Source organism: Flavobacterium ammoniigenes (genome assembly GCF_020886055.1).
GTDB classification, from domain to species: Bacteria; Bacteroidota; Bacteroidia; order Flavobacteriales; family Flavobacteriaceae; genus Flavobacterium; species Flavobacterium ammoniigenes.
Map to the genome: position 1 here is coordinate 1,612,219 of NZ_AP025184.1, position 14,801 is coordinate 1,627,019.

The window sequence follows — 14,801 nt, forward strand, 5'->3', positions numbered from 1 at the left end:
TTGCAACACAATACATAATACATTATTCACTTTATTGAATACGATTTATACTATGGCATTAAAAGGTTTGTTTAGAAAGAAGACAGTTCATGATATCATGAAACAGGTGGAGCAAAATGAAAGTGACGGACATGCTGCATTAGGTAAACATTTAACAGCAAGAGATTTAACAGCCTTTGGTATTGCCGCAATCGTAGGAGCAGGTATTTTTAGTACGATTGGTAAAGCCAGTGCCGATGGAGGACCTGCGGTAATTTTTCTTTTTTTGTTCACCGCTTTGGCTTGTAGCTTTGCTGCTTTTGCTTATGCAGAATTTGCTTCAATGGTTCCTGTTTCAGGATCTGCTTATACCTATTCTTATGTGGCTTTTGGCGAAATTATAGCTTGGATCATTGGTTGGGCTTTGATTATGGAATATGCTGTGGGTAATATCACTGTTGCCATTTCGTGGAGTGATTATTTTACAGGATTACTGCGGTCTACCGGTTTAGATCTTCCCCAATGGATTCAAATGGATTATTTATCCGCTTCCAATGGTTTTAAAGAGGCAAATGCGTTAATGCAAGGAGGTAAATCCTTTGACAACTTAAGTGCTAATTTGCAAGACGCCTACACCGCTTGGACCACGAGTCCGGTAATTGGTAGTTTTCATTTTGTAGCCGATATTCCGGCCATGTTGATCATTATTGTCATTACGGCTCTAGTGTACAGAGGTATGAAAGAATCTCGTAACGCAGGTAACTTGATGGTATTGGTTAAATTATTTATCATTTTGTTAGTTATCGCCGTTGGTGCTTTTTATGTAGATACTACTAATTGGACACCATTTGCACCAAATGGAGTAAGTGGCGTATTAAAAGGGGTGTCGGCAGTATTTTTCGCTTATATAGGTTTTGATGCCATTTCAACAACGGCCGAAGAATGTAAAGATCCGCAACGAGATTTACCACGTGGTATGATGTGGGCTATTATCATTTGTACTATTTTATATATAGTAATCGCTCTTGTCTTAACAGGTATGGTTAGTTACAATGAATTGAATGTAGGCGATCCTTTGGCTTTTGTTTTTGAAAAGTTAGATTTGAAATGGATGTCGGGTATTATTGCAGTTAGTGCAGTAATTGCAATGGCTAGCGTTTTGTTAGTGTTCCAAATGGGACAACCACGTATTTGGATGAGCATGAGTAGAGATGGATTGCTACCAAAGAAATTCTCTCGAGTACATCCTAAATTCAAAACACCTTCTTACGCTACTATTGTTACTGGTTTTGTAGTAGGTATTCCAGCCTTATTTATGAATTTAACTATGGTAACTGATTTATGCAGTATCGGAACTTTATTTGCATTTGTATTGGTTTGTGCTGGAGTTTTAGTATTACAAAACAAACCGGATATTCCGAGAGGAAAATTCAAGACGCCTTATGTGAATTCGAAATACATTTTTCCGGTAGCCTTGATTATCGGTTTAGTGTATGCTTTTGTTTATAACAATGACGCAACCATGGGGTTTCTAACCAATGAAACTCAAGTTAATTCGTCTGAAGCTATTATTACCGCTTTGGATAAATCAGATACAGATAAAGTATACCAATACTTGGTTGGGTTAGAATCTAAACCATCTACTAATGATGTGGAAGCTTTATTAAGCCAATACCAAGAGGATACTGTTAAATATGAAGCCATTGTGGCTCAATTACCAATTGCAGATGCTATTAAGTATGAAAGTGGATTTGATTTGTTCAAACACAAAATTCCGATGTGGATTTTTCTAATTTCATTAATTGGATTAGCGGTTTGGTCTTACAAACAAAATTTATCTTTAATTCCACTTCTAGGATTGGTTTCTTGTTTGTACATGATGGCCGAATTGAGTGTTTGGAATTGGATTTATTTTACCGTTTGGTTGCTGTTAGGTTTAGTAATCTACTTTGGCTTTAGCCGTAAAAACAGTAAGTTAAACATATAAGAGGTCGATTTTTACAGTTGATCAATAATAAAAACGTTCTAAATTGTATTTAGAACGTTTTTATTTTAGGAATAATTCAGCTTAAAAATACAAATGAGCTACAATTCGTAACAAAAAATCGCAAACTTTGAACTTTAAACAAAACTTAATTTCTTAAATTTGCAACAAAAAAACAAATACTAGTATTATGAGTTCATTTGACGTAGTCATTATAGGTTCTGGTCCTGGCGGATATGTATCAGCTATTCGTTGTGCACAATTGGGTTTTAAAACAGCCATCATTGAAAAATATTCTACTTTAGGAGGTACTTGCTTGAATGTAGGTTGTATTCCTTCCAAAGCATTGTTGTCTTCATCACACCATTATTCAGAAATTGCTCATTTCGCTGAACACGGGATTGAACTATCTGGTGAAGTTAAAGTGAATTTGGAAAAAATGATTGCGCGTAAACAAGCGGTGGTGGATCAAACTTCAGGTGGAATCAACTACTTAATGGACAAAAATAAAGTAACTGTTTTCAATGGTTTAGGTTCGTTTGTTGATGCAACTCATGTAGCAATTGCTAAAGCAGATGGTACTTCAGAAACTATTGAAGGAAAGAATATTATTATTGCTACAGGTTCAAAACCATCTTCTTTGCCTTTTATCAAAATTGACAAAGAAAGAATCATCACATCTACTGAAGCTTTGGCTTTGAAAGAAGTACCAAAACATTTAGTTATTATTGGTGGTGGTGTAATCGGAATTGAGCTAGGACAAGTATATCTACGTCTAGGAGCGCAAGTTTCTGTAGTAGAATTCATGGACCGAATCATTCCAGGAATGGATAGTTCGTTGTCAAAAGAATTGACTAAAGTCTTGAAGAAACAAGGAATGAAATTCTATACCTCTCATAAAGTGCAATCTGTTGAAAGAGCTGGCGATGTAGTTACGGTAAAAGCAGAAAATGCCAAAGGAGAAATTATCACTTTAGAAGGAGATTACTCTTTAGTTTCTGTAGGTCGTCGTCCTTACACAGACGGATTGAATGCGGATAAAGCAGGAGTGAAAATTTCAGATAGAGGACAAGTAGAAGTAAACGATCATTTACAAACTTCAGTTTTTAATATTTATGCAATTGGTGATGTGGTTCGTGGAGCGATGTTAGCTCACAAAGCGGAAGAAGAAGGAACTATGGTAGCTGAAATCATTGCGGGTCAAAAACCACATATCGATTATAATTTAATTCCAGGTGTGGTCTACACTTGGCCAGAAGTGGCGGCTGTTGGACAAACAGAAGAGCAATTGAAAGCCTCTGGAGTAGAATTTAAATCAGGAAGTTTTCCATTCAAAGCCTTGGGTCGTGCGAGAGCTAGTGGTGATTTAGATGGATTTGTAAAAATTTTAGCGGATGCTAAAACTGATGAGGTTTTAGGCGTTCATATGATTGGAGCCAGAACAGCTGATTTAATTGCCGAAGCAGTTACTGCTATGGAATTTAGAGCTTCAGCTGAAGATATCTCAAGAATGTCACACGCTCATCCAACATTTGCAGAAGCAATCAAAGAAGCGGCTTTAGCGGCAACAGATAACAGAGCATTACACGTTTAATTTATATTGTGTTCAATAAAAAAGCCCGTTCATTTGAACGGGCTTTTTTTATTTACAAGTAGTTAATTTTTAAAAAGCGGTTTATAAGAATCCCAATGGGTATAAATTAAAAATAAATTAGCACCTAGAACAAAAACAGCTACGGGTACTTCTGACACTTGGGTCACGGTATGAATTAAAAAGATGTTAATTGAAATAGGTAATAAAGCTAATAAAGTTACTTTAATAAATTTACCACTCAACAAACTTACCCCAACAATTAGTTCAACAGCTTTGGCTAATGGCAATAGGTATTTTGAAGCCATGATTCCGTTCATAAAAGTTAACATGTTTCCAGTTGGAGCTTCAGCATCGAACAATTCAAAGAAATAAGCTACCGAAGCAAATACCATAAAAGCTCCCAGTAAAATTCGGACAATTAATGTTGCAATTTTCATAATAATTTGGTTTATAGGTTAGTATTTCAAAAATAATCATTTTGTAAATACAAAAACTAATCTCGTTTAAATAATATAAAAGGGCTGTTTTCTGGGTATATTTTCCGTTTTTACCAATGAATTTTATTGTATTTTTGGCATCCTAAATACCCAAGTAAATTGAGAACTGAAATTCATAAAACAATCGAAAATCCGATGGCATTTAAAAAGCAATTATTGGATTGGTCACAACAATTTCGTGAAGTTGTTTTTATGGATAGTAATGATTATCCACAAGAGTTTTCAAGCTTTGATGCTATACTTGCTGTGGATGCCTTTACTTTGATTCAGACGGATTATCACAATGCCTTTGAGGATTTGCAACAATACCAGCAAACAACTAAAGATTGGTTGTTTGGTTACCTTTCTTACGATTTAAAAAACGATAGTGAAGATTTGCAATCCAATAATTTTGATGGCTTGGATTTTCCGGATTTATTTTTCTTCCAACCTAAGAAATTGTTTTTACTTAAAGGGAATCAAGTTGTTATTCACTATTTGAATTTGTGCGATGATGAGGTGGATGAAGATTGGGATACTATTCTTGCATGGGTACCCAATGCAACTATTGATACTTCAGTAGTGACCGTTCAGCCGCGAATTTCAAAAGAAAGTTATGTTGAAAAAGTTTCCACTCTTTTAGATCATTTGCACCGAGGTGATTTATATGAAGCTAATTTCTGCATGGAATTTTATGCAGAAAATACGACCATCAATCCGCTCGATAAATTTGATAAATTGAATGCTATTTCACAAACTCCCTTTGCGGTGTATTTTAAAAACAACCAACAGTTTTTACTTTCAGCTACTCCAGAACGGTATTTGAGAAAAGAAGGGGAGCAGTTAATTTCGCAACCCATCAAAGGAACTGCCAAACGATTTCAGGATAAAACGGAAGATGAAAAGTCAAAATTAAATTTGGCTACCGACCCAAAAGAACGTGCCGAAAACATTATGATCACCGATTTAGTTCGGAATGATTTATCTCGAACTGCCCAAAAAGGAACGGTTCAAGTTCAGGAATTATGCGGGATATATTCGTTTCAACAAGTACATCAAATGATTTCTACAATTACCTCAAAATTAGACAATAAGTTTTCAAATGTAGATGTGTTGCGAATGACTTTTCCCATGGGAAGTATGACAGGAGCACCTAAGATTTCGGCTATGAAAATAATTGAAGAATTAGAAGTCACCAAACGAGGATTGTACAGTGGTGCTATTGGTTATTTTAGTCCGAATGGCAATTTTGATTTTAATGTGGTCATCCGAAGTATTTTGTACAATCAAGATAAAAAATACCTTTCTTTTTCAGTAGGAAGTGCTATCACATCCTTATCTAATCCTGAAAATGAATACGAAGAATGTTTGCTTAAAGCGAAAGCGATGCACGAAGTATTGCGCTAAATTGCAATGAATTAATTACTTTTGGGCATGTTACATCAATTCCAAAATCATTTGTCTACTCATTTTCCTTTTTTAAAAGGGAAAAAATTACTTCTTGCTGTAAGCGGTGGTTTGGATAGCATGGTTTTGTTGCATCTTTTTCAGCAATTGGATTTTGAAATAATGGTTTTGCATTGTAATTTTCAATTGCGGGGCTTGGAGAGTTTTGGTGATCAACAATTTGTTCAAGAATATACGAGTCAGCATACTATTCCATTTGTATTTACACAATTTGATACGGAGGCTTTCGCCAAAGATTACAAATTATCTACTCAAGTTACCGCTCGCGAGTTGCGTTACAGTTGGTTTTACGAGCAACTGGAAATTCAAAAAGCGGATTATATTTTAACGGCTCATCATGCTGATGACAATCTAGAAACCTTTCTGATTAATCTTTCTAGAGGAACCGGATTAGATGGATTGACAGGTATTCCTGCTCAAAACGATTCCATTATTCGCCCCTTGCTTACTTTCTCTAGACAAGAGATTGAAGAATATGCTTCCCAAAATAAGTTGACTTGGCGTGAAGATAGCAGCAATACTTCGGATAAATATTTACGAAATAAGATTCGTCATCATTTGATTCCAATTTTAAAAGAGCTCAATCCTAATTTTATGAGTTCTTTTGAAAAGACTCAATCCTATTTGCAAGAATCGAAAGAATTAGTTGATGATGCTGCAGTTATGGTGTATCAACAAGTAGCAAAAGAAGAAGGAAATGAAATTTATTTTGACTTGAATCAATTGTTGAAATTACCAAATTACTATTCCTATTTATACCAATGGCTTTCAGAGTTTGGTTTTACAGCTTGGAATGATATTTATGATTTGGTTAGTTCTCAATCTGGTAAACAAGTATTGGCACCTGAATTCCGATTAATTAAAGACCGGGATTGTTTGATAGTAAGTCCGCTTAAAATCGAATTAAATCAAGATGAATATCCAATTGAATCCATTACAACTAAAGTTAATTTTCCCTTAAATATTTCGTTTTCAACCGTTAATACAATTGAACCGACATCCAATTCAACTATATTTGTTGACCATGAAAGATTAGAATTCCCACTGGTTTTGCGTCATTGGAAAGAAGGTGATGTTTTTCAGCCTTTTGGAATGGGCGGAAAGTCAAAAAAAGTGAGTAAATTATTTAAAGACGGAAAATTGTCGGTAGTTGAAAAAGAGGCAACATGGCTTTTATGTTCAGCTAATCAGGTGGTTTGGGTGGTTGGAATGCGTCAAGACGAACGGTATAAAATTAATTCAGAGACAAAAAAAATACTAAAAATAGCAATCGAATTATGAAGAAATTAGTTGTTTTATTATTCCTATTTTTGGCTTTTGCCAAAGGAAATGCACAGCTGTTGAATCCAGTAAAATGGACTACACAAATTGAGAAAAAGTCCAATGGAAATTATGTTCTTACTTTTAATGGCACGATTGAAAATGGCTGGCATTTGTATTCCCAATTTACCGCTGAAGGGGGTTCTTTGCCGTTAGAAATTCTTTTTAAAAATCAAAAAGGGAATTTTGAATTGATTGGTCAAACCAAAGAAAGCAAAACTAAAACGGCTTACAATGATATATTTGAAGTCAACGAAACTTTTTTTGAAAAAAAAGCCATATTAACACAAGAGATTTGTTTGATAAATACAAAACTTTCTAAAGTAGAAGTGAGCTTCGATTTTCAAGTTTGTAAAGAGGCTTGTATCAATTTAGAAAAGAATTTTACTTTCGTGATTCCTACTCAAACCACTACGGGTTTAGTTGCTCCTGAAGTAACTTCCGACACTACTTCAACTGCGATTGATACTAAATTAGCTGTCGTAAAAGAAGTATCAAAAAGAGCTATACCAACAGTTTCAAGCTCAGCGCCAGAGGAAGAAGACATAGGGCTTTGGTCTATTTTCATAATTGCATTCTTTTCGGGATTTGCGGCCTTATTAACACCTTGTGTGTTTCCAATGATTCCTATGACTGTGAGTTTCTTTACCAAACAGAGTAAATCCAAAAGTGCAGGAGTTCGCAATGCTATTTTTTATGGGGTTTCCATTATTGTAATTTATGTGTTATTGGGTGTTTTAGTCACTTGGTTATTTGGAGCTGATGCTTTGAATGCTTTGTCAACAAACGTTTGGTTCAATTTAGGTTTCTTTATTTTATTAGTAGTTTTTGCGGCTTCTTTTTTAGGCGCTTTCGAAATTATGTTACCCAATTCATGGGCCAATAAAGTCGATAGCCAAGCGGATAGAGGAGGAGTGATCGGAATTTTGTTTATGGCTTTAGCATTGGCAATTGTTTCCTTTTCTTGCACAGGACCTATTGTTGGAACTTTGTTGGTGCAAGCGGCTTCAAAAGGAGGAATAGCTCCAATTGTGGGAATGTTAGGATTTTCATTGGCTTTAGCCTTACCTTTTATGTTGTTTGCACTATTTCCAGGTTGGTTAAATTCGTTACCAAAATCAGGGGGTTGGTTGAATACGGTGAAAGTGGTTTTGGGATTCTTAGAATTAGCTTTAGCATTTAAATTCTTATCAAATGCTGATTTGGTATTGCAATTGCATCTTTTGGAAAGAGAAGTTTTCTTAGCGATCTGGATTGCAATTTTTGGCACGCTTGCTTTGTATTTGTTTGGCAAAATTACTTTACCTCATGATAGTCCAATGACGCATATATCTGTTGGTAGATTGTCTTTAGGTTTGGTTGTGCTTTCTTTTACGATATACATGATTCCTGGATTGTGGGGAGCACCATTACAATTAATCAATGCTTTTCCTCCTCCAATGGAATATAGCGAAAGTCCTTTAGGTTTTGGTGCCAATTCAATTTCTAATGCTACTCCAGTTTCAGCTTTGCCAGAAGGCGCTAAGCTAGGTCCGCATCAGATCGTAGTTTTTGACGACTATGACAAAGGATTGGCTTATGCCAAAACCGTAAATAAACCTATCATGTTAGATTTTACAGGGCATGCCTGTGTGAATTGTCGTAAAATGGAAAATAACGTTTGGTCAGACGAACGTATTTTGACTCTTTTAAAAAATCAAGTTGTTGTGATCTCTCTCTATGTAGATGATAAAAGAGAGTTGCTCAAAAGTGAACAGTTTGTTTCTAAATCTACCGGATCACGTATTGAAACTATTGGTGATAAATGGACTGACTTTATGATTTCTACATACAAAACAAACACACAACCTTTGTATGTATTGACCGATTTAACTGGTGGTAATTTGAACACGCAACAACCTACCATTAGTTTTGTTGGAATAGAAGAATATGAATCGTGGCTGAAACAAGGTATTTCAAAGTTTATTAAGTAAATTTCAATTGTATAAAAAAAACCGCAACTAAATAGTTGCGGTTTTTTATTTATATACTAGAGATTATTACAAGAACTCTCCGTGTTGAGTAATATCTAACCCTAATTCTTCTTTGTCTTCACTAACTCTTAATGGAGTAATTTTGTTTACAATGAAGAACAATGCATACGATGCAGAGAAAGCAAATATTGATACTAATACTAAGGCTTTTAATTGGATTAAAAACAAAGTGGCATCTCCAAAGATTAAACCTTGGTTATCACCTACAATTGGATTAACTGCATTAGATGCAAAAACACCAGTTAATAACATTCCTGTCATTCCACCAACACCGTGACAAGCAAATACATCTAAAGCATCGTCAATTTTTCCTTTAGGGAATTTCATTACCATAAAGTTACTCACGATACTAGCAATTATACCGATGGTAATTGCATGAGGAATACTTACAAATCCTGCAGCAGGAGTAATAGCAACTAATCCAACCACTGCACCGATACAAGCACCCATTGCAGATAATTTATGACCTAAAATTTTATCCAAGAATACCCAAGCCATGGCAGCAGCGGCAGCAGCTACAGTAGTTGTTCCTAATGCTTGAGCAGCAAGTCCATTTGCTCCAACAGCAGATCCTGCATTGAAACCAAACCAACCAAACCACAATAAACCAGTTCCTAATAATACATAAGTAATACGAGCAGGATTTACTTTTTGAACTTTTCTTTTTCCTAAGAAAATTGCTCCAGCTAAAGCAGCCCAACCCGCACTCATGTGTACTACAGTTCCACCAGCAAAGTCAAGTACTCCCATTTTGAAGAACAATCCGTCTGGATGCCAAGTCATATGACATAAAGGGGCATAGATTACCAATATGAATAACACCATGAATAATAAGTAAGCCCAGAAACGAATACGTTCTGCAAAAGCTCCTGTAATTAAAGCAGGTGTAATGATTGCAAATTTAGCTTGAAAGAAAGCAAATAAAAGTAATGGAATTGTTGGGGCTAATTCCCAAGCAGTGTTAGCACTTACTCCATTAAATAGAAAATTAGATGATGGATCTCCAATGATACCACCAATTGATGGTCCGAAACACAATCCAAAACCAACTACTACCCATAATACAGTTACGATTACCATAGCCATAAAACTTTGTAGCATCGTACTAATTACATTTTTCTTTCCTACCATACCGCCGTAGAAAAAACCTAAAGCTGGAGTCATAATTAAAACTAAAGCAGAAGCAACAATCATCCAGGCTGTGTCTCCAGTATCTAATTTTAATTCAACAATATGAGCTCCTAGTTTTGCTGATTCAACAACAAAATAATTTGAGAAAAAAGTAAGTCCCAAAACAGTGATTAGAATCACACTTAAAACAATTTTACGCATAACTATTATTTTTAAATTTTTGATAAAAGTATAAAAATATCATATTGACCCATAAAAAAGCAGGGGGTAATTGTTCATTTTTATCAAATAATTAAATTACCCCTATAAATTTTTAGGGTTTGACGTAATTTAACATTGATATTTTGAATTTGATAATCCTAAAAACACTTTTTATTTAGATTAAATGGTGTTTTAGGTAGTAATGGAATAAAAAAAAGGCCAATTTGCTAATGCAATTGGCCTTTTTGATATACTGCTTTGAAAACTTAGTTCTGATTAAACTTTGATTTATAACGAGCATTTAATTTAGTTTGGTGCGTTTCTAAACTAATGGTTCTTCCTTGAATAAAAGCATTACTCAATTTATTTGTTCGCATATCTAGTGCATCACCTTCAGAAATAAACAAAGTAGCATCTTTACCGACTTCAAGAGTTCCGCAGAAACTATCAATACCCAATATTTTTGCTGTATTTGAAGTAATAAGTTGCAATGCCTGTTCTTTCTCTAAACCGTAAGCTGCACATGTTCCAGCTAAAAAAGGAAGATTACGAGTTTCCATTCTTTCATGTGCACCACTATTTTCTAATCCTACTAAAACGCCTTGATCAGTTAATAGTTTGGCAAGTTTAAAAGGCAAATCTATATCGTCATCATCGTTCTCAGGCATATCATGGACTCTCTTTAATAGTACTCCAATATGGTTTTCTTTTAAAAAACTTCCAATTTTGTATGCTTCATATCCTCCTACAATAGCAATTTTAGTAATACCATTGCTCTTTGCAAGTTCAACCGCATCAATCATTTGCTTCTCTTCATTGGCGTGAATAAACAAAGTTTGTTCTCCTAGAAATAGTCCTTTAGTAGCTTCTAAAATTAAATTACGTTCTTTGGCTACAGTTGTATTGTACACTTTTGCATTTTGAAAAAAGGAATTAATTTCAGCAATTTCTTTGGTATACTCTTTATTCGCTTCAATAGAACCAGGTTCAAACCAAGAACCGCTTCTTTTGAAACTTGAAGGGAATTCCATGTGTATACCATCATTTTCTTTAACAACAGCATCATTCCAATGCCATGCATCTAATTGAACTATAGAAGAGGTTCCAGAAATTAATCCGCCTCTTGGAGTAATTTGTGCCATTAAAACACCATTTGGTCTTACTGTTTCGACAACCTTTGAATCGGCAGTATAAGCAATCAAACTGCGAACATGTGGATTGAATGTTCCAATTTCTGATTCGTCATCAGAAGATTTTACCGCATCGATTTCAACTAATCCTAAAGTAGAATTAGGTGCTATAAAGCCTGGGTAAATTTCTTTCCCAGCGGCATCAATAATGGTTTCGTAGTTGGCTTTATCTACATTATTAGCAGAAGTTACTACATCAATTTTACCGTTTTTGAAACCAATGGCACTATTCTCCAAAACAGATCCATTTCCTAAATGCGCTTTGGCATTCAGAATTAAAATTGATTTTTGTTGTTTAGGTGCTGGAGTCTGTTGTGCTTTACTAACTAATGATATTCCGAATACCAATGTTAAAAGAACTATTTTTTTATGTATCATAATTATTCTAATTTATTTATTGAAAAGTAAACCTTAATACTCAAGAGAATCACAGTGGTATTCTGTTCGTTCCGCTTTTTTAGGTTCTTGCGTAATCATTCCTTTGTTTTTTTCTTCCAATAATTGTCCGATTAAAACATTTCGTTCTTTAGCAATTGCTTTTCTTTGTTCTTCATCCCTTTGGATGTCAAAGTAAACTACTCCTTCAATGATCGTTTTTTCAGCTTTAGCATAAATTGATAATGGATTGGTGTTCCAAAGAACAACATCAGCATCTTTTCCTACTTTAATACTTCCCACTTTATCATCAAGATGTAATAATTTAGCAGGATTTAACGTGACAAATTTCCAAGCTTCCTCTTCAGAAATATTTCCGTATTTCACCGCTTTAGCAGCTTCTTGGTTCAAACGTCTAGACATTTCGGCATCATCAGAATTATAGGCCACTATAATTCCTTTGTTGTGCATAATTGGTCCATTAAAAGGAATTGCATCGTTTACTTCAAATTTGTAAGCCCACCAGTCTGAGAATGTAGAAGCTCCTACACCGTGTTCTTTCATTTTATCAGCTACTTTGTAACCTTCTAAGATATGAGTAAATGTATTGACTCTGAAATTGAATTTTTCAGCAACATTCATCATCATCAAGATTTCAGATTGTACATAGGAGTGACACGAAATAAATCGCTCTTTATTGATAATTTCAGCAATAGTTTGTAGTTCTAAATCTACTCTAGGTGCTTTCCCTTTTTTAGTAGTATTGTAGGTTTTCCAAGCTAAGTCGTATTCTTTTGCTCTTTGGAAATAATCGGTAAAAACTTGTTCAACACCCATTCTTGTTTGTGGAAAACGAGTAGGGTTAACATTGGCCCAATTGGATTGTTTTACATTTTCACCTAAAGCAAATTTGATAAACTTAGGTTGGTTTTTATATAACATTTCTTCTGGTGAACGTCCCCATTTCCATTTTACAATTGCCGAACGACCTCCGATAGGATTCGCTGAGCCATGTAATAATTGCGAAATAGTAACGCCTCCCGCTAGATCTCTATAAATATTAGGATCTTCAGAGTTTACAACATCCTGAATGGTTACCTCGGCACTTGAATTATGTCCGCCTTCGTTAACCCCTTTAGAAATAGCGATATGTGAATGTTCATCAATAATACCACTGGTAAGGTGTTTTCCTTTGGCATCAATTACAGTTGCTGTCGGGTCTGAAAGATTTTTCCCAACTGCAGCAATTTTTCCGTCTTTAATTAATACGTCTGTATTTTCTAAAATTCCTTCTTTTTCATTTGTCCAAATAGTAGCATTTATGAATAATAAAGTTTGAGCAGTTAGTTTTTCTTGGTTACCAAAAGCTACATTAGGATAAGTAACAGGTTGTAGAGGATTTATTTTCTCTTCTTTTTTTGTATCAGCTTCTGCTTTAAAGTCAGAAGTTTTAGTGGCAGACCAGTTGACTTCTTTTCCATCTTTAACAATAGCTTTTCCAGCTAAATTGGAAGTATTACCTAGGTAAGTACTTAATCTGGTAAAATTCGTTTTCAACGAATCAGCTGGTTTGATTACCGTAGTTAACCATTGGTTAGCAATAGTAATTTTAGAATTCAGCTTTTTATTGTCAACTGAAGTGATATCCGATTTTGGACTGGCAACATCACCACTAATTTTCCATTTGTAGGTTTCATTATTAATGACTAAGTCATAATTCCCACGAATGTCTCTTGTTGACATATCATTTACAACATAACGACTTCCTTGTACCCAGTTTTCATGTAAAACTGTTTTTTTGTCAAAATAATCACCTGAGGTAATAATGAAATTGGCTTGACTTCCAGCTGTTAATGATCCAATTTCTTTACTTTTTCCTAAAATAGAGGCTGGAATTGTAGTTAAAGCTTCTAATGCTTTTGTACTATCAAAACCATACTGGATAGCTTTCAATAAATTAGTTTTGAAACTATCCATTTTTTTCAAATTGTCAGTTGTTAAAGCAAATACCACTCCGTTGTCAGCTAATACTTTCAAGTTGGAAGGTGCTTGATTCCAAAAACGGAAATCCTTTAACTCCATTTGGTTGGCTTGGATGGGATCAGAAACATCATAAGCTTCTGGGAAATTGATCGGAATAATAAATTTAGAATTGGTGTTTTTAATTTCATCTATTCGTTCAAATTCATTTCCACTTCCTTTCATCAGGTAGGTAAGTCCAAATTCTTTTGCGATTTTTGAAGCTCTTAAACTATTTAATTTATCATCTGTTGTAAACAGTTGTACTAAATTTTGATTGGCTATCAAAGCCTCTAATGACTGGTCTTTGGTTTCTGAATTTCCTTTTTTGTACCAATCCATGTCATAATACATTTGGCGAACTAGCGCCATCATTCCCATTAAAGAACTTGGATATGCTTGAGCAGTTAGAGCGCTTCTTGTAAAAGCGAAGTGATTGGTAATTTTATTGGATAGTAAACGTTTGCTTCCATCAAAATTATTTAAAGCTACTAAAGTTCCAGTACCTCTAGCAATTCCGTCTTGTACATGAGTTCCAACTACCCCAAAACCCGCTTTCAAAAATTCTTCAGCTTTAGCATTATCGTATTTGAAATTTTCATAGGCATTAATTTCAGAACGAATATTTTCATTCCAATAATAACCTGCACGCTTGGTATCATACAATTGACCTCTTGACATTGGCCCACTACTTTTTGGTTTTTCAATACCAAAACTCGTGTAAAGATCGATAAATGAAGGGTAAATTGTTTTTCCTTCCAAATTGACCACAATGGTATTTTTTGGAATTGCAATTGTTGTTCCAACGCTTATCACTTTGCCATTTTGAATGAGTAAAGTTCCTTTTTTAATAATTTGATTAGGAGTTACATAAATGGTAGCATTAGTAAATGCAGTGAAATTTTGATTCCTGTTTTGTACCGTTTCATTATTTGGGAAATAATCTTGTGCGTGTACTTTTGGAATTAAAACTAACAAAAAGAGTAGTAATAGATTTTTTTTCATAATTCAGATTTTAATAATTGTTAAATA

The 14,801-nt window shown here is 34.6% G+C and carries 9 protein-coding genes; 5 read left to right on the forward strand and 4 right to left on the reverse strand.

From position 1 onward, the window contains the following. The first annotated feature begins 52 nt into the window (after nt 1-52). Both LPC21_RS07430 and lpdA read left to right on the forward strand, forming a co-directional pair. Nucleotides 53-1,966 carry an amino acid permease gene (locus tag LPC21_RS07430; RefSeq protein WP_229316534.1) on the forward strand — a complete coding sequence of 638 codons (1,914 nt, stop codon included), beginning with the start codon at nt 53-55 and terminating at the stop codon, nt 1,964-1,966. Between the two features lie 187 nt (nt 1,967-2,153). Then, on the forward strand, nt 2,154-3,557 hold the full coding sequence (gene lpdA, locus LPC21_RS07435; RefSeq protein ID WP_229316535.1) for a dihydrolipoyl dehydrogenase: 1,404 nt from the start codon (nt 2,154-2,156) through the stop codon (nt 3,555-3,557). 62 nt (nt 3,558-3,619) lie between these two features. On the opposite strand, the gene LPC21_RS07440 is transcribed toward lpdA, so the two are convergent. Continuing rightward, nucleotides 3,620-3,994: a DoxX family membrane protein gene (locus LPC21_RS07440; RefSeq protein WP_229316536.1), complete on the reverse strand. Its 375-nt coding sequence runs from the start codon at nt 3,992-3,994 to the stop codon at nt 3,620-3,622. A gap of 159 nt (nt 3,995-4,153) precedes the next feature. Here LPC21_RS07440 and LPC21_RS07445 point away from each other — a divergent pair, with 159 nt between their 5' ends. Genes LPC21_RS07445 through LPC21_RS07455 form a run of 3 tightly spaced genes read left to right on the forward strand, consistent with a single transcriptional unit; the run spans nt 4,154 to nt 8,793 of the window. Next, a complete protein-coding gene (locus LPC21_RS07445; RefSeq protein ID WP_229316537.1) occupies nt 4,154-5,440 on the forward strand; it encodes an anthranilate synthase component I family protein in 1,287 nt (428 codons plus the stop codon). Nucleotides 5,441-5,467: 27 nt separating this feature from the next. Further along, nucleotides 5,468-6,781: a tRNA lysidine(34) synthetase TilS gene (tilS, locus tag LPC21_RS07450; RefSeq protein WP_229316538.1), complete on the forward strand. Its 1,314-nt coding sequence runs from the start codon at nt 5,468-5,470 to the stop codon at nt 6,779-6,781. Further along, on the forward strand, nt 6,778-8,793 hold the full coding sequence (locus tag LPC21_RS07455) for a protein-disulfide reductase DsbD family protein (RefSeq protein WP_229316539.1): 2,016 nt from the start codon (nt 6,778-6,780) through the stop codon (nt 8,791-8,793). Before tilS ends, LPC21_RS07455 begins: the two co-directional genes overlap by 4 nt. Nucleotides 8,794-8,859: 66 nt before the next feature. On the opposite strand, the gene LPC21_RS07460 is transcribed toward LPC21_RS07455, so the two are convergent. The 3 genes from LPC21_RS07460 to LPC21_RS07470 all read right to left on the reverse strand — a co-directional run bounded on the left by LPC21_RS07460 (nt 8,860) and on the right by LPC21_RS07470 (nt 14,774). Beyond that, nucleotides 8,860-10,185, reverse strand: coding sequence for an ammonium transporter (locus tag LPC21_RS07460; protein WP_229316540.1), 1,326 nt, complete (start codon nt 10,183-10,185; stop codon nt 8,860-8,862). Between the two features lie 266 nt (nt 10,186-10,451). Further along, the gene (locus tag LPC21_RS07465; RefSeq protein ID WP_229316541.1) at nt 10,452-11,753 is read right to left on the reverse strand and encodes an amidohydrolase family protein; all 1,302 of its coding nucleotides are present in this window, start codon (nt 11,751-11,753) and stop codon (nt 10,452-10,454) included. 33 nt (nt 11,754-11,786) lie between these two features. Then, nucleotides 11,787-14,774: an amidohydrolase family protein gene (locus tag LPC21_RS07470; RefSeq protein ID WP_229316542.1), complete on the reverse strand. Its 2,988-nt coding sequence runs from the start codon at nt 14,772-14,774 to the stop codon at nt 11,787-11,789. Between the last annotated feature and the right edge of the window lie 27 nt (nt 14,775-14,801).